At 52.4% G+C, this 17,132-nt stretch carries 13 protein-coding genes and 1 rRNA gene; 8 read left to right on the top strand and 6 right to left on the bottom strand.

Going from position 1 to position 17,132, the window contains the following annotated elements:
• The first annotated feature begins 66 nt into the window (after positions 1-66).
• On the top strand, positions 67-1,773 hold the full coding sequence (gene ade / locus CBW42_RS10295; protein WP_087020949.1) for an adenine deaminase: 1,707 nt from the start codon (positions 67-69) through the stop codon (positions 1,771-1,773).
• Between the two features lie 303 nt (positions 1,774-2,076).
• Here ade and CBW42_RS10285 read toward each other — a convergent pair whose 3' ends face one another.
• A complete protein-coding gene (locus tag CBW42_RS10285) occupies positions 2,077-2,727 on the bottom strand; it encodes an HAD hydrolase-like protein (protein WP_165761138.1) in 651 nt (216 codons plus the stop codon).
• Between the two features lie 217 nt (positions 2,728-2,944).
• On the opposite strand from CBW42_RS10285, the gene CBW42_RS10280 reads away from it, so the two are divergent.
• The 3 genes from CBW42_RS10280 to CBW42_RS10270 are packed head-to-tail and all read left to right on the top strand — an operon-like array spanning position 2,945 to position 6,723.
• Positions 2,945-3,754: an immunoglobulin-like domain-containing protein gene (locus CBW42_RS10280; RefSeq protein WP_087020940.1), complete on the top strand. Its 810-nt coding sequence runs from the start codon at positions 2,945-2,947 to the stop codon at positions 3,752-3,754.
• Positions 3,755-3,757: 3 nt separating this feature from the next.
• Positions 3,758-5,197 (top strand): polysaccharide biosynthesis tyrosine autokinase, encoded by a 1,440-nt coding sequence (locus CBW42_RS10275; RefSeq protein WP_087020937.1) that lies wholly within the window; start codon positions 3,758-3,760, stop codon positions 5,195-5,197.
• 2 nt (positions 5,198-5,199) lie between these two features.
• Positions 5,200-6,723, top strand: coding sequence for a polysaccharide biosynthesis tyrosine autokinase (locus CBW42_RS10270; RefSeq protein ID WP_165761137.1), 1,524 nt, complete (start codon positions 5,200-5,202; stop codon positions 6,721-6,723).
• Between the two features lie 74 nt (positions 6,724-6,797).
• Here CBW42_RS10270 and CBW42_RS10265 read toward each other — a convergent pair whose 3' ends face one another.
• The 4 genes from CBW42_RS10265 to CBW42_RS10250 form a co-directional block, all read right to left on the bottom strand.
• Complete coding sequence (locus tag CBW42_RS10265) at positions 6,798-7,496, bottom strand: P-II family nitrogen regulator (RefSeq protein ID WP_087020931.1); 699 nt, start codon at positions 7,494-7,496, stop codon at positions 6,798-6,800.
• 28 nt (positions 7,497-7,524) lie between these two features.
• A complete protein-coding gene (locus CBW42_RS10260) occupies positions 7,525-9,066 on the bottom strand; it encodes a DUF1538 domain-containing protein (RefSeq protein WP_242969850.1) in 1,542 nt (513 codons plus the stop codon).
• Positions 9,067-9,234: 168 nt separating this feature from the next.
• Complete coding sequence (gene sigK / locus CBW42_RS10255) at positions 9,235-9,945, bottom strand: RNA polymerase sporulation sigma factor SigK (protein ID WP_330395853.1); 711 nt, start codon at positions 9,943-9,945, stop codon at positions 9,235-9,237.
• A 40-nt stretch (positions 9,946-9,985) separates the two neighbouring features.
• Positions 9,986-10,324, bottom strand: coding sequence for a hypothetical protein (locus CBW42_RS10250; protein WP_087020925.1), 339 nt, complete (start codon positions 10,322-10,324; stop codon positions 9,986-9,988).
• Between the two features lie 110 nt (positions 10,325-10,434).
• Between CBW42_RS10250 and CBW42_RS10245 the strand changes: the two genes are divergently transcribed.
• The gene (locus CBW42_RS10245) at positions 10,435-10,704 is read left to right on the top strand and encodes a helix-turn-helix domain-containing protein (RefSeq protein WP_087020922.1); all 270 of its coding nucleotides are present in this window, start codon (positions 10,435-10,437) and stop codon (positions 10,702-10,704) included.
• Positions 10,705-10,766: 62 nt separating this feature from the next.
• On the opposite strand, the gene CBW42_RS10240 is transcribed toward CBW42_RS10245, so the two are convergent.
• The gene (locus CBW42_RS10240) at positions 10,767-11,780 is read right to left on the bottom strand and encodes a Gfo/Idh/MocA family protein (protein ID WP_087020919.1); all 1,014 of its coding nucleotides are present in this window, start codon (positions 11,778-11,780) and stop codon (positions 10,767-10,769) included.
• A gap of 260 nt (positions 11,781-12,040) precedes the next feature.
• On the opposite strand from CBW42_RS10240, the gene CBW42_RS10235 reads away from it, so the two are divergent.
• From CBW42_RS10235 to CBW42_RS10225, 3 genes are all read left to right on the top strand, one after another.
• Positions 12,041-13,051, top strand: a complete 1,011-nt coding sequence (locus CBW42_RS10235; RefSeq protein ID WP_165761136.1) for a LacI family DNA-binding transcriptional regulator — start codon at positions 12,041-12,043, stop codon at positions 13,049-13,051.
• Between the two features lie 219 nt (positions 13,052-13,270).
• Positions 13,271-14,986: a Na/Pi cotransporter family protein gene (locus CBW42_RS10230; RefSeq protein ID WP_087020911.1), complete on the top strand. Its 1,716-nt coding sequence runs from the start codon at positions 13,271-13,273 to the stop codon at positions 14,984-14,986.
• Positions 14,987-15,554: 568 nt separating this feature from the next.
• Positions 15,555-17,072: ribosomal RNA gene (locus CBW42_RS10225) — 16S ribosomal RNA — on the top strand.
• Positions 17,073-17,132: the final 60 nt, after the last annotated feature.

Genomic DNA, 17,132 nt, shown 5'->3' with positions numbered 1-17,132 from the left:
CCAGCGGCGTATTCTTATGCGGGAGTAAAGCGCTGGCGAATCAACAGTTGAAGTGGAGGAGCTGTCATGAATTTTCAGCAGTTTAATGATCTGGCAAAGGCGGCACGCGGCGAAATTCCGGCGGAACTCGTATTCCGTGGGGGAAACGTGGTGAATGTATTCACCGGGGAGGTGCTTGAGACCTCTGTCGCGGTCACAGACGGCACAATTGTGGGGGTTGGAGACCAGTATGTGGGAGAGACCGAGATTGACCTGGCGGGGAAATACCTGTGTCCGGGTCTGATCGATGGGCATATTCATCTCGAATCCACGATGGTAACACCGGCGGAGCTGGTCGAACAGGCAGTCAGATGCGGCACGACGACCTACATTGTCGACCCGCATGAGGCGGCGAATGTGAGCGGCGCAGACGGCATTGATTATATCTTGAACGAGACTGCGGATGTCCCGGCGAATGTATATGTCATGATGCCGTCTTGTGTGCCCGCATTGCCGTTTGAGGACAACGGCTGTACGTTTGACGCAAACGAGATGCGAAACTATCTGGATAACCCGCGTGTGCTCGGTCTGGGCGAAGTGATGGACTATGTGTCCACGGTCAACGCTGCACCCGCGATGGCGGAAAAACTCGCACTGTTCGACGGAAAACCGAAGGACGGGCATGCGCCGATGCTGACCGGGAATGAGCTCAATGCGTATGTGCTCGCCGGCATTACCAACGACCATGAGTGTTCGACGCCGGAGGAAGTTCTGGAAAAGCGCCGTCTCGGCATGCACATCCATGTGCGTGAGGGCAGTGCGGCGCGCAATCTGGAGGCGATTGTGCGCGGCATCGTGCAGGAGCACCAGTTGACAGACGGCTTTTCATTCTGCACGGATGACAAGCACATCGAGGACATTCGGCAGGAAGGGCATATTGACCACTGTGTGCGCAAGGCGATTGCCTGTGGGCTTGCGCCGGTCGATGCCATCCGCATGGCGACCATCAATACAGCGCGGCACTATGGGCTGCATCATCAGCTCGGCGCCATTGCGCCCGGCATGCAGGCGGATTTTGTCGTGTTGGATGATTTGGAAACGGTTCACATTCATGCGGTTTATCACAGGGGACAAGATGTTTCCGACTTCCGTGCACAGCCGAAGCTGCCGCAGGACAGCCCACTGCGCCGCACAGTGCATTGTCAGCCGGTACGTCCGGAGCAACTGGAACTCCCGGTTGGAGAGACCAGCCATGTCATCCGTATTGCCGCCGGCCAGCTCGTGACGGAAAACGAATGCTGCGCCCTGCCGCAGCAAAACGGTTTGTTCGTTCCGCAGGGTGAATTCAGCAAAATTGCAGTGGTCGAACGCCATCACAATACGGGAAAGGTCGGCGTTGGTGCGGTCGCAGGCTTCGGTCTGCATGGCGGCGCAATGGCATCCACGGTAGCCCATGACAGTCATAACCTGTCCGTCATCGGCGACAACGATGCGGATATGCTGCTCGCCGCACAGCACCTGCGCGACATCGGCGGCGGCTATACACTGGTATCTCATGGAAAAATTCTGCACACAGTCGCATTGCCCATCATGGGTCTGATGAGCGACGCGGGCTTTGATACGGTGCAGGCGGAGCTGTCCGCTATGATTGCAAAGGCACATGAGATGGGCGTTCCGGCGGATGTTTCTCCGCTCATTCTGCTGTCTTTCCTTGCGCTGCCGGTTATCCCATCGCTGCGCATTACACCGCGCGGCCTGTTTGATGTGGAACAGATGAAGTTTATCGAAGGATAAACGCTTCACAATTGTGGCTCATTGCGGCATAAAAATTGCCCGTTCGATTTCCGGCGCGGATGGCCGGAATCGAACGGGCGTCTTTGTTTATCTGTTTGCAGTTGCTTATGCGAAGAATGAAACAATCAGTGCGACAACAAAACCGGTGGTACCGACGATGGTTTCCATCATTGTCCAGGTTTTAAAATCTGTGAAGTGATTTTACTGTTTTATTATATCACAATTTATTATATCACAAAGGAACCCCACGGTAAAGAAAACCTGTTTCAACCGAAACGCAGATACGCCCTGGCGAACCGACTTTTACAGCGCGAGCAGATGCTCCCGCAGCTCATCCACTGTGGCGACGATGTGTGCGGCGTGATGGGCTTCGGCCTCCTCGCGTGTACCGAAGCCATACAGCACATAGGTGCAGTCAATGCCGTATTTGCGTGCGCCCTCGACGTCGTGCAGACGGTCGCCGACCATCTCGATATCTGCCGGGTCAGGCTGTCCGGCTCGCTCGAGCGCCAGCCGCACAACGGCATCTTTGGTATTGATGCGTCCGTCGAGTGTTGCGCCGCAAATTTCCTCCAGATATGGCGCAAGTCCAAAGCGCTCCGCGATGCGAATGGAATAGTCCTCCGGCTTGCTTGTCACCAGGAACAGCCGTTTTCCAGCGGCTTTGAGCGCGGCGAGCGTGTCGACAATGCCGTCATAGGCGCGGTTTTCAAACAGGCCGACAGTGGAATAACGCGCGCGGTAATCCGTTACCGCCTGTGCAGCCTGTGCCGCATTCATGCCAGCAATGCCCTGAAAGCTGTCGATCAGCGGGGGGCCGATGAAACGGCGCAGACTGTCACTGTCTGGAATGGGCCAGTCCTGCTTTTGCAATGCATGGATGACGCAGTTTGTAATTCCCTCGCCGGAATCGGTCAGCGTGCCGTCAAGGTCGAAAAAGATAATATGCTTCATAGTAAACTCCTGCCGGTTTCGGGCAGCAGGAAACCGAGAACGTTTCGATGCTGCCCGGATCATTTCTGCAAAAAAGTGTAACAGATTTTGACAGATTGTGCAATATATATGCGGCATTTGTGCCCCAGCTGTTCCAAAACAGCGCGAATGCTTGACGAACAGGGGAAAACTACTTATAATTACATGTGAAATGATAGAATAAAGTGAGGGGGAGCCTGTGAAACAAATTAAAATTGCAGTTTTGGCGCTGTTCGTATGCAGTGTTGCTGTTTTTTCTGTGTTTACGATCCGTGATTTTCTGGAGACCAAGGATCAGCTGCCTGTCATCGAGGCAGAGCAGGATACTATTTCTGTGCCAATCGATGCGACGGATGAACAGCTTTGCGCGGGACTGCGTGCGACGGATGCTGAGGATGGGGATCTGACCGACGGCATTCTGGTGACCAACATCTCCAATTTTGTCGATGACAGCACATGCAATATTTCTTATGCCGTGTTTGACTCGCAGGAGCAGCTCGGCACCTATACCAGAAAGGTTACCTATACCGATTACAAACCGCCGAAGTTTTCCGTCAGCGATCCGCTGGAGGTTCGCATGGGCGGCGAGGTTCAGATTCTGGACAAGCTCAGTGCAGAGGATGTGTTTGACGGGGATATTTCAAACCGCATCCTGATTCTTTCCAGTACGGTCAATTCGGCTGTTGCGGGGCTGTATGATGTCACGGTTCAGGTTTCCAACAGCCATGGCGATGTTTCAGAGCTGAAGCTGCCGGTCGCCGTAACCGATCCGTCGATCGGTGCGCCGACGATTACTCTGACTGAATCGCTGGTCTATCTCAAAAAAGGTGCAGCTTTTGACCCGGAGAGCTATATCGATGAGAAAAAGAGCTCTGTCAAGACATCGTACATTAACGTGGAATCCACCGTCAATCCGGCGCAGCCCGGAACCTATGTTGTGACCTATTCGGCACAGAATACGGAAGGGAACATCGGACACGCATACCTGACCGTTGTAGTGGAGGAATAAGAGATGGAAGAAAAACGATGGAGCTTGGCTTCAATCAATCTGCATACCATGCTGCGGGATGTGTGGAAAAATCTCTGGATGATTGTACTGGTTGCTGCTTCCGCGGTCATGTTGACCCGCGTTGCATCCGAGACCATTTACAAACCGGAATATACCAGTTCGGTCACCATGTCAGTCACATCCAAATCAGGCAGCAATGCGGTTGCTGACCTCAATACGACCCGGCAGATGGCATCGGCCTTTCAGGGCGTGCTCGAAAGTGACCTGCTGCATGAGACCGTTGCGGCGGCAATGGGGGAGACTTCGCTGCCCGCACAGCTGGAAAGCTCGATCATTGAGGGCACCAACCTGCTGACCATTTCCGCGACGGCGGACAATGCGCGCACCGCATTCCTGACCGTCAAGGCAGTGATGGAAAATTATAATACGGTTTCCGATCAGGTATTGTCCGGCGCAGTCTTTACGGTTGTCCGGGAGCCACAAATTGCGCGCGCACCATCCAATGCCATGTCGCTGCGCAGCCGCCTGATTCTGGCGGGCGCACTCGGCGCACTGGCAATGCTGGCGGTTGTTATCCTGATGTCCTGTCTGCGCGATACCGTCAAGCGGGAGGAAGAGGTCAAGGAAAAGCTGGATACCCACCTGATTGCATCTGTACCGCACGAAAAGCGGCCGGATGGCAAAAACAAGAAGGAAAAGCACAGCTTCCTGATTACCCATACGGTCATCAGCTTCGCATTTGAAGAGAGCATCCGCCAGATCCGCACGCGGCTGGAATATGCGGCGAAGCAGGACGGAGCCAAGGTATTTCTGATCTCCAGCTTCGGAGAGAATGAGGGCAAATCGACCATTTCAGCGAACAGTGCACTTTCGCTGGCGGAGAAGGGGTATCATGTCCTGCTGATTGATGCGGACTTCCGCAAGCCCGCACAGTACAAGGTTCTGAACCGCGATGTCGATGAGGCCAACTGCCTCGGCGAATACCTGCGCGGAACGTGCAGCGTGGACAAAATCATACAGACCAACGCAGAGGTTAACCTGTATGAAATGTTTGGAAAAAATTATTATTCTGACTCTGTTGAGCTGCTGGGAAGTGCACGCATGAAAAAGCTTCTGGAGGTTTCCCGGCAGAAGATGGATTTCATTATCATTGACTCCCCACCGATGTCTGCATTGTCGGATACCGAGGTTCTTGCGGAGCTTGTCGACGCGACTGTTCTTGTCGTGCGTGAAGATACTTCGGCTGTGCCCGATCTGAATGAATCCATTATGATCCTGAATGAGAGCAAGTCCAGACTGCTGGGGTGTGTATACAACGATAAGCATACCTCTCCGCTCAGCCGCCTGCCGATTTATGGCAAATATGCCGACTATTATGGCTACCGCGGGTATTATGGAAATTATGGAAAATACGGCAAGAGCAGCAGAAAGCGTGAGGGATGACGATGAGCGAACAGCAACACAATAGCCGCCATGCCGAAGAGGCATGGCTGGAGGATGAGAACAAAATATCCCTTGAGCTGGTGCTGGGGGATATGTGGAAGGGCTTTTTGCGATTCGGCTGGATTGTCATGTTGGTGTTTGCCGTCGCGGGCGCAGTCATCAGCACTGCATATACGGCGGCATCGTTTTCACCGCGCTATCAGGCGATCTCGACCTTTACGGTAAAGGCGAGCACCGGCATGTCGGACAGCGATGACCGCGCCAATTATTATTACAGCTCACAGTCTGCGGAGCAGATGGCGAGCACCTTCCCGTATATTATTCACAACGATGTCATGTATGATGTCATTAAGCAGGATCTCGGCATCGGTGCCATCACTGCGAGCATTTCCGCAGAGGTCGTGCCCGATACCAATATGGTCACTGTAAAGGTGCAGGATTCCAGCGCAGAGAGTGCGTTGGCCGTGCTCAATTCGGTGATGGAAAATTATCCGCAAGTTGCACGGTATGTGCTGGGCAGTACCAAGCTGTCTGTCCTGAAAAAGCCGACCGTAACAGAGAAGCCGATCAATATCCCTTCTTATCCGCGCAAGGCGGTAAAGGGAGCTGCGATGGGTATTCTGTTGGCACTCGCTGTGCTGTTTTTCTATGCAGTCACGCGCAGCACCATCCGGACGGAGGATGATTTCCGTGATGTGCTCAATCAGAAATGTCTGGGTCTGCTGCCACTGATGAAGTTCAAAAAAATACGCGGCGATGCAAGCCCGGTGGTTTCCGTGCTCAATCCGCGCGTCAATTCCAGCTTCCGCGAGTCGGTGCGCGCATTGCGTGTCCATATTCTCAAGGAGCTGGATTCCCATCCCAGAGACCGTGTCATTCTGGTGACCAGTACGCTGCCAAATGAGGGCAAAACCACGGTTGCGCTCAATCTGGCACTCAGTTTGGCGCAAAATGGCGCCTCAGTCATTCTGGTAGATGCCGACCTGCGCAACCAGACCGTCAAGCAGGCGTTGAATCTTTCAGAGGAGAGCGCCGGTCTGACTGAGGTGCTGGAACAGGATGTGACAATCGAACAGGCACTGATGCAGTATGAGGACACGCGCGTGCGCCTGTTGGCAGGCGACCATGTTTCTGAGCATCCGTCTGAGCAGCTCGGCTCAAAGGAAATGGCAAAGGTCGTTGCACAGCTGCGCAAAATGGCGGATTATGTCGTGCTCGACAGCGCGCCGTGTGGCATGCTGTCGGATGCCATTTCCTTGGCGGAGCATGCCGACTGTGCATTGTATGTCGTCAAGCAGGACTATGCAACGGGGAATCGCATTCTCAGCAGCCTGGACCGACTGTCTGTCAGCCGCATTCGTGTCATCGGTTGCGTATTCAATGCCATTGCATCCGGCCTGAGCGGCTATGGCTATGGCTATTATGGCCGCTATGGTCGGTATGGCAGATATGGCCGCTATGGTAAGTACGGCACCTATGGCGAAAAGGAGCGGGCAGTGAGCGAACAGGCCAAGCCGGAATCATAACGCTGACCGCAGAGAGCAATAAAAAATCCATACCGCTTTCATCAGCGGTATGGATTTTTTGCGTCCGGGGGAATTCAGGTATCTGACTCGTCTGTGGTTTCTTCCATCAGCCGCATGCCAGCCGTGCTGGTGACGGGGAGCGAAAAGACGATGGAATGAGCCTTGCTGTCCAGTCCGGCTTTGTCCATAATCGCCTTCATAATGCGGTTTTTCATCTCGGTTTTGACCACAATCAGGACAATTTCTTTTTCGTTGACCAGTGACACGCCGAGGAATTTTTCGGCGCGCGCCATGCCGGTTCCTTTTGCATGGATGACGGTGCCGCCGGCGGCGTCCTCCGCGCGGGCAGCGTCCATGATGAGGTCAGTATAGCCCTGATTGGCAATGACAATCAGCAGTTCATATTTGGTGTCTTTCAACGTGCTTTCCTCTCCTTTTTCAAAGTTCTGATGTTCTGTGAGGAAGAACAGCGGCTTTTTCCCGCCAATGCTGCTCAGCGGGATGAGAAATGCGATGCCCGTGCCGGGAACATCGATTTTGATTTCCTTTTCCAGACTGGCTTTGATTTTCTTCCAGGTGGTGCGGGTTACGACGGAAAAAACAATTCCCTTTTCCGCCTGCTCCAGTCCGAGAGAATCCAGTGTTTCACTCACCGCAGTGCCATCACCGAGTGTGCTGAAGGTCACATCGACACCGTGTCTTCGGTACAGCTCGATGAATTTTTTTGCCTTGCTGCGGTCGGTGATGGTTGTCATAAAATATAATTCACTCATATGGCTCTCCTTTTTCTTTTATGCAGCCTCAGAGCTCAATGATGGCATCATCGTCGAGCAGCTCAAATTCCAATGCGGGTGTGAGCGCAGGCGGTTCCGTCTTGGCATCGCGCCGCTTTTGCAGCTGGTACAGCATGCCGAGCAACTGGATAGTGATGAGCGGTGTCATGGCGACCATGGATACGACGCCGAACGCATCGGTTACAATATTGCCGCCGACTGCAATGCAGGCGCCCTGTGCAAACGGCAGCAGGAAGGTTGCTGTCATCGGACCGGAGGCGACGCCACCGGAGTCGAATGCGATTGCGGTAAAGATTTTGGGGACAAAGAAGGAAATCCCGAGTGCAATGGCATAGCCGGGGATCAGAAACCAGAGGATTGGGATTCCGGTCAGCACACGCAGCATGGCGATGCCGATAGAGACCGCCACGCCGACAGACAATGCGGTTCCCATCGCTTTTGCGGAAATGCCGCCGTCCGTGATCTCCTCGACCTGTTTGTTGAGGACATAGACCGCCGGCTCTGCCTTGACGATAAAGAAACCGATGAGCATGCCGATCGGGATGATGATCCAGTTGTAATGGAGGGAGGCCATGACCTGTCCGAGGTAGTTGCCTGCCGGCATAAAACCGACATTTGCACCGGTCAGGAACAGTACAAGGCCGATATACGTATAGACCAGGCCGACGATGATCTTGCGCAGGCGGCGTTTGGACAGCCGGAGTACGGCGATCTGGAAAATTCCGAAAAAGACGACGATAGGCAGCAGGGAGACTGCAATTTCCTTCAAATAGGTCGGAAGGGCAACGCGGAATAAATTCCACAGCTCCACAGAATTGCTGATTTCCGGCACAGCTGCCGGCGTATAGGTGCTCTCGTTTGGCTGGAACACCATGCCGAGGATGAGCACAGCGAGCACAGGCCCGATGGAGCACAGCGCGACAAGGCCAAAGCTGTCATCTGATGCATGCCGGTCGTTTCGGATGGCGGCAATGCCGATGCCGAGTGCCATGATAAACGGTACGGTCATTGGGCCGGTTGTGACGCCGCCGGAATCGAATGCGACCGCAAGGAAATCCGGTGAGACAAAGCCTGCCACAATAAAAACAGCCAGATAAAAGACAACAAGCAGCTGAGGCAGCGGAATACCGAACAGCATGCGCAGCAGCGCAACGACGAGGAAAATACCGACGCCGACTGCAACCGACAGGATCAGTGTCATGTTGGGGATAGACGGCACCTGCTCTGCCAGCACCTGCAAATCCGGTTCGGATATCGTGATGATGAAGCCGAGAATGAAGCCGATTGCGATGATGAGCAGCAGATTTTTGCTTTTGGTGATCGCGGTACCGACGCGCTCGCCCATCGGTGTCATGCTCATCTCCGCACCCAGCGTAAAGAACATGATGCCGACAACGATCATGGCGGCGCCCATCAGGAAGCACAGCAGGATGCTGGCGGAAATCGGTGCGATGGTGAAGCACAGAACCATCACAATTGCGATAACCGGCAGCACCGCGCGCAGTGCTTCTGACAGCTTTTCGTTGAGATTTGCGAGGGAATGTTTCAATGTGTCAACTGCAATCCTTTCTGTTTTGGGGATATCAATACTATATCATACCGGTCCGTAGGTTTGCGATGGGTAATGTATACATATTTCATATGATTTTATAATTGTAACAACTTCCTAACGGCCTTCCAACGGAAACCCGGCATGAGAGGACTGCCCGCGTCCATCTTACAGGATAGTGCCGAATTCTGCGCGGAGCTTTTGCAGGGCTTTTTTTTCAATGCGTGATACATAAGAACGAGAGATGCCGTGCAGGCGGGCGACTTCGCGCTGTGTGAGTGGCGTATGCCCGCCGAGACCGTAGCGCAGGGAAATAATCTCCTTTTCGCGCGGCTCCAGCACCTGCATGGCACCGGAAATCAGACGAATGCGGTCATTCAGTTCAATGCGTTCGAGGGCATCATCATTGCAGCTGAGAACATCCTTCAGTGCCAGCGCGCTGCCGTCGCTGTCCGGCTCAATCGGCTCTTCAAGCGAGACTTCACAGGACAGCTTTTTGGAGGAACGGAAGTACATCAGGATTTCATTTTCAATACAGCGGGAAATATAGGTTGCCAGCCGGACATTTTTCCCCGGATCAAAGGTTGAGACACCTTTAATCAGACCGATGGTACCGATGGAAATGAGGTCATCGGAATCCGCGCTGGAGGAATAATATTTTTTGACGATGTGTGCGACCAGCCGGAGGTTGTGTTCGATGAGCTTTTCCCGCGCCTGTTTGTCGCCGTGCTGCATGGCCTGAATGCAGGCGGCTTCCTGTTCGGCGCTGAGCGGGCGCGGGAAGGAGCCGGACGGCGAGGAGACACGAAGGATACAAAAGGCTGCGCCGCAGAGCAGTGCAGTTGTGATGGAGAACAGCACGATCATACGCCCTTTCACAATCAGGATGGTTCAGCATATGCAGGCGGATGCTGTCCGGTTACTCCGGCTTCGGAAAAAGGGGAACGGGACAATAAGAAGATGCATTCATTTCATCGAACCAGTGGCCGAGCAGTGTGAGCTTGTAGGCGACATATTCTTCCGGCGTAGGCGAAGAACCTGCAAGCCGGACATCACCCCATGCGATCCGGTTGCTTTCGCGGGCAATCCGGTTGATCTGGTCTATTTTGCGCTGAAAAAAGGCGCGCTCTGCTGCCAGACTGTGCTGATGTTGGGCTGCCCACATTTTGAGAAGAATTTCGGCACAGGCGAGGTCAGTCTCGCTGAGCACAATATATTCCTTCGCCAGCCAAGAGGAGCATTCCGGTACATAATTCATAAAATCCCTCCGTTCACAGAATTGACATTTAGTGAATGTCCAATTTATCCTCAGTTTAACATAAGATAAATCCGTAATTGACAAATTGTGTGTGTCATACGGGGATACAGATGTATAAAAATAAATTGGTGAACGGACGGAACAATGTCTGCGGATTAAAAATAAAAGAGCTTCGCAAGGCGATGCCGGAGCATCCGTCCCAGCGTCGGTTTGCAGATATGCTCCAGATTGTCGGACTGGATCTGGATAAAAATGCAGTACAGCGCATTGAGAGCGGCAGCCGGTTTGTGACAGATATTGAACTGGTCTGTATTGCCAGAGTGCTGGGCGTATCCTATGAGGAACTGTTGGACAGCACGGCGGAACACCTGCGAACATAAAAAGAGGATCACAGATGATCTGTGATCCTCTTTTTATATAAAGATGGGGGCTTTGATGAAAATTACAGCGCGACAACCTTGCCGGATTTCCATGCTTCGGTGGTGCCGAAGGCAATGGCGGTGGACTTGGTGCCGTCATAAACGGTTACGCCCGGCTTTCTGCCTTCGCAGACACAGTTGATGAATTCCTGCATCTCGAGCAGATAGGCTTCTGCAAAGCGCTGCGGGAAGCCTTCGACGCATTCGGTGACAACGCCGTTGGAATTGTACAGCATAGCCAGATTCTTTTCCGGTACCGGGCTGATGCGGATGCTGCCTTCCGTGCCGACGATTTCCGTTTCAACATGGTAACCATGCGGTGCAGTGCGGCCGACATGGATGACACCGATGCCGCCATTCTTGAACTTATAGGTTGCAACTGCGGTTTCGTCGTCGCCGACGGCCTTGAATTCCGGATGCTTGAAGGTAGAGCCGATGGCATAGACCTCAGTCGGCTCGTCGTCGAGGAACCAGCGCATCAGGTCGATGTCATGAACGGCCATGTCGATGAAGATGCCGCCGGAGGTTGCCGCGAACTTGATCGAGCCTTCGACCAGTGCTTCCGGGTCAATGCCGGTTGCCTTTACCATGTACGGCGTGCCGATGGCACCTTCCTGAATCTTCTGCTTTGCATAGGCGTAGGAAGAATCATAGCGGCGCATAAAGCCGAGGAAAAAGATTTTGTCCGGATGGCGCTCGACAGCAGCTTCCGCCTGCTTGCACTCCTCCAGATTGACGCCCAGCGGCTTGTCGGAGAAGACATGCTTGCCTGCGTCCAGTGCTGCTTCAATCTGCCAGCAGTGTTCGGAAGAGGTGGTGACAATAGCAACGGCATCGATGTCAGCCTTTGCGAGCATTTCGCGGAAATCGGTGTAGACGTCGGTGACGCCCAGCTCCTTCTGTGCGTATTCCAGCTCAGCCGGAACAATCGAGCAGGCTGCGGTCAGTTCCGCGTTCGGGATTTTGAATGCGATGTTGTTTGCATGTACCTTGCCCAGACGGCCGAGGCCTGCGATGCCAACCTTGATCTTTTTCATGACAATACCTCCAAATTTATGGTGCTGTTTTTGGGAATCCTCTGCGGGTTTGTTTTTGCTCTCTTTGTTGTGACTGTATTGTATAATGTTTTCAAAAAGAAGTCAATATGCTTTAAAATGCTTTGTATACATGCTTAAAAGTTATTTTTTTATTCATGCATTGTCAACAATGAAAGGCTGGAATTTTGCTCGGAATTTCCGTGACGCGTGACAAAAATGCGGCAGACTGTGGTATACTGAGACAGATGGGAGGAGAGCATATGAAGCATACGGTGCGAAGTATAGCCGCATTGGCAGGTGTCTCGCGTGGGACAGTCAGCCGGGTATTGAACAACCAGCCGGATGTCAGTCCGGAGGTGCGTGCCCGCGTCCTGCGTATTATCGAGGAAACCGGCTATCGCAAGGACGATCGGTTTACAGGCGGCGACCGGATTTGTATTGGCGTCATTGTCGCGCACTGGCAGGATGAATATTTTACCAACGGCACGCTGCGCGGCGTGCATATGGCGGCGCGCGAGATCAATGCGGGAAAGGTCACACTGGAGGTGCGGCGTATGAACAGCCGTTCAGATGAGGAATATATCCGCCTGTGTGAGCAGATGCTGGAGTTAGGCGTGCGTGGTTTGGTGCTCAATGTACCGGATAACATTTATATAGCGGCAGAAATCGAACGGCTGCATCAGGCGGGCGTGGTTGTCGTGACGTATAATTCCGACCTGCCGGACAGCGCACGCGTCTGCCATGTGGGACAGGATTTAATCAAATCCGGCCGCATTGCCGCCGGATTGATGGCGCGCTGCATTTCGCCGCGCGACCAGCTGCTTGTTGTCACGGGTAATATGGAATTTCGTTCCCACCGCCTGCGGGTAGATGGTTTTCTGGAGCGGTGGAAGGAGCTCGGTTTTGCATCGGACAGCTATCGGCTGGCAGAATGCTATGAGCAGTATGAACTGACCTATGATACGGTGCGCTGTGCCCTGGAGGAAAATCCGCACCTTCATGGGATTTATATGGCGACGGAAAACGTGCGCGCCTGTGTGGATGCGCTGGCGCGCGTGCGGCGGCGGGTTGCCGTCGTGGTCAACGACCTGACGCCGGAGGCACGGCGTTCCCTGCGCAGCGGCCGGATTGATTTTGTTGTGGAACAGGATTTTTCTGCGCAGGTTTATCGTGCAATTATGATTCTGCATGAGCTGCTGGTTTACGGGCACAGCGTGAAGCTGCCGGTTGTCTATGTCAATACGTCTATTATTACGCGGGAATTATTGTAAAACGCGAGAAAATTGCAAACAAGGTAAAAATTAGGATTTCGACACAAAAAGTCACAAAATAGCTGTTCAAAGTAAAATTTTCTTTAAGAAACAGAATGATTTGCGGGTATTTCACTGGCTTCTTTGTAAAAAACCATACAAAAACTTTACATAGAACAGGGCGAAAACTTTACATGCGCCTGTTAGGATGATACCAGGAATGACAAAAGGAGAAAATTTATGAACAGTGAAATGGTAACAACCATTACCGGCTTGCTCGGCGGTCTGGCCGTATTCATCTACGGCATGAACCTGATGAGCGAGGGTCTGCAAAAGGCAGCCGGTGAGAAAATGAAGAAAGTGCTTGGCATTCTAACCAAGAATCCGATTGTCGGCATGCTGGCGGGCGCACTGGTTACAGCAGTTTTACAGAGCAGCTCGGCGACGACTGTTATGGCAATCGGCTTTGTCAGTGCGGGACTGATGACTCTGCCACAAGCAATTTCTGTTATTTTTGGTGCCAACATCGGTACAACGATGACCGCTCAGATCATTGCATTTAAAATTGATGACTTTATCTGGCCGATTGTCTTCATCGGCTTTGTACTCTACTTCTTCCCGAAAAAGGAATCCATTAAGAATATCGGTCAGTCTGTTTTTGCGTTTGGCCTGTTGTTCGTTGGCATCACGACGATGAGCAATGTCATGAAGCCGCTTGCGGACAGCCCGGTATTCCTGAGTATGATTGAACAGGTTGCACATATCCCGATTCTTGGTGTCTGTGTCGGTGCGCTGATGACGCTGGTTGTGCAGTCCAGTTCCGCGACAATTGCTGTGCTGCAAAACTTTGCGTCCCAGCCCATGGCGGATGGTGTAACCAGTATCCTTGGCCTGACCGGAGCGATCCCGATTCTGTTGGGTGATAATATCGGTACAACCATCACTGCACTGCTGGCATCTGTCGGCCAACCTAAAAATGCGAAGCGTACAGCTGCGGCACATTGTGTCTTTAATGTTACAGGTACGTTTGTATTCATGTGGTTTGTCCCGTTGTATGCAAAGTTTATCCAGTTTATCTCGCCGAAGGGTCCGGAAATTGAGGTCATTTCACGCCAGATTGCAAACGCACATACTTTCTTTAATATAACCAATACGATTATCTGGCTGCCGCTTATTCCACTTATGGTTAAGATCGTTATGAAGCTGATCCCGGATGGCAAGCAGCAGGCCGCAGAGCAGCCGTTGTATCAGACACGGTTTCTGGATACCAATGTCCTGAAGCAGCCGGAGGCTGCCATACGCCTTGCCATGCTTGAGCTGACCCGCATCACCGAGTATGTCACCGAAATGGCGGGTCATGCAAAGAAGGCATTCCTGCGCGGAGATACCGATGCAATCGGTGCCGTGGACAGCCTTGAGGATGTGGTAGATATTTTGCAGGACAGCATCACGAATTATCTGTCCAGCCTGTGTAAGACAGGTAAGCTGACGCAGGGACAGTCGCAGCGTGTCGCGGGAATGATCCGCGCTGCCAGCGATATTGAACGCATCGGCGACCAGTACACCAGCATCACCAATTTCGCAAAGCTCAAGCGCGAGAAGGAGTATACCTTTACGGAGGAGGCAATGGGCGAGCTGGAGGAAGGTTTTAATCATGTACAGGAAATGCTGCGCCTGACGATCCGCACACTGCATGACAGTGATCTCGAAACTGCCCGGCAGGTTGTCCACCAGCAGGAGAGCGTTGAAGATCTGGAGCGTCGCCTGAGCCGCAAGCATATGGAACGCCTGAACCTCGGCTCGTGCTCTCCGGAAAATACCGTTGCGTTTACTGATGTTCTGCATGATTTGGAGTGCATTGGCGAATACTGCTCGGATATCGCGGAAATGCTGTTGAATGAGAAGGACAGTGTGATTAAAATGGAAAAAATCGATCAGAGAATGAACGAAGCATAAGAATAAACACATGGACAGCCGTCGGACAGAGCAAGAAGTTTCTGTGCCTGACGGCTGTTTTGCATCGCCAGAATGTTACGGTAAAAAGGTTTTTAAGAAAAACATCAAATTTTCTGAAAGTTTTTGTTGACATCGCGTGCTCAGGGTGGTATTATATACAGGCACTCAACGAGAGCGACACGAAAAACCGAAGAATTTGTTGAGATTACTGGCCGGGAGGCAAAAAAGTGCTTGACAAAGTGGTTTGAATGTGTTAAACTAAATGAGTTGCCGCTGAGAGATCGGCGAAACAATCGAATCAAGTTTGAAAAAAGAAATGAAAAAAGTTCTTGACAAACCTCTGGTGAGATGATATAATAAATAAGCTGCTACGCTGAAAGGCGAACAGCGGAAAGCATTGTACCTTGTAAATTAAACAACGCAAGTTTGAACGAATTACAAACCTGAAATTCTTTTGAAGTTTATACTCAGAAGACCACCGGAAGCTGTAACTCCGGTATAAAAAACAACAGCAAGCCAGCTTAAAGCTGAAATTTGATTATAACGGGCTTTGCTCGTGATAATACAATTTTTAGAGAGTTTGATCCTGGCTCAGGATGAACGCTGGCGGCGTGCCTAACACATGCAAGTCGAACGGAGCACTGAGACTTCGGTTTTTGTGCTTAGTGGCGGACGGGTGAGTAACGCGTGAGCAATCTGCCTTTCAGAGGGGGATAACGACTGGAAACGGTCGCTAATACCGCATAACGTATTTTGCAGGCATCTGCGAGATACCAAAGGAGCAATCCACTGAAAGATGAGCTCGCGTCTGATTAGATAGTTGGTGAGGTAACGGCCCACCAAGTCGACGATCAGTAGCCGGACTGAGAGGTTGAACGGCCACATTGGGACTGAGACACGGCCCAGACTCCTACGGGAGGCAGCAGTGGGGAATATTGCGCAATGGGGAAACCCTGACGCAGCAACGCCGCGTGATCGAAGAAGGTCTTCGGATTGTAAAGATCTTTTATCAGGGACGAAGAAAGTGACGGTACCTGATGAATAAGCTCCGGCTAACTACGTGCCAGCAGCCGCGGTAATACGTAGGGAGCGAGCGTTATCCGGATTTACTGGGTGTAAAGGGCGAGTAGGCGGGCTGGTAAGTTGGAAGTGAAATGTCGGGGCTTAACCCCGGAACTGCTTTCAAAACTGCTGGTCTTGAGTGATGGAGAGGCAGGCGGAATTCCTAGTGTAGCGGTGAAATGCGTAGATATTAGGAGGAACACCAGTGGCGAAGGCGGCCTGCTGGACATTAACTGACGCTGAGGAGCGAAAGCGTGGGGAGCAAACAGGATTAGATACCCTGGTAGTCCACGCCGTAAACGATGGATACTAGGTGTGGGAGGTATTGACCCCTTCCGTGCCGCAGTTAACACAATAAGTATCCCACCTGGGGAGTACGACCGCAAGGTTGAAACTCAAAGGAATTGACGGGGCCCGCACAAGCAGTGGAGTATGTGGTTTAATTCGAAGCAACGCGAAGAACCTTACCTGGTCTTGACATCCCGGTGACCGGCATAGAGATATGCCTTTCCCTTCGGGACAGCGGTGACAGGTGGTGCATGGTTGTCGTCAGCTCGTGTCGTGAGATGTTGGGTTAAGTCCCGCAACGAGCGCAACCCTTATTGTTAGTTGATACATTTAGTTGATCACTCTAGCGAGACTGCCGTTGACAAAACGGAGGAAGGTGGGGACGATGTCAAATCATCATGCCCCTTATGACCAGGGCTACACACGTACTACAATGGCAGACATACAGAGGGAAGCAAAGCTGTGAGGCAGAGCAAATCCCTAAAAGCTGTCCCAGTTCAGATTGCAGGCTGCAACCCGCCTGCATGAAGTCGGAATTGCTAGTAATCGCGGATCAGCATGCCGCGGTGAATACGTTCCSGGGCCTTGTACACACCGCCCGTCACACCATGAGAGCCGGTAATGCCGAAGTCCGTAGTCTAACCGCAAGGAGGACGCGGCGAAGGCAGGACTGGTAATTAGGGTGAAGTCGTAACAAGGTAGCCGTATCGGAAGGTGCGGCTGGATCACCTCCTTTCTAAGGAGACCATGAAGCTTGAAACAGAGCTTTGTAAATTCCTAGGTCAATTCAGGAATG

The organism is Butyricicoccus porcorum (assembly GCF_002157465.1).
Classification (GTDB): Bacteria; Bacillota; Clostridia; order Oscillospirales; family Butyricicoccaceae; genus Butyricicoccus_A; species Butyricicoccus_A porcorum.
This window is presented reverse-complemented; position numbering and strand designations above follow the sequence as displayed.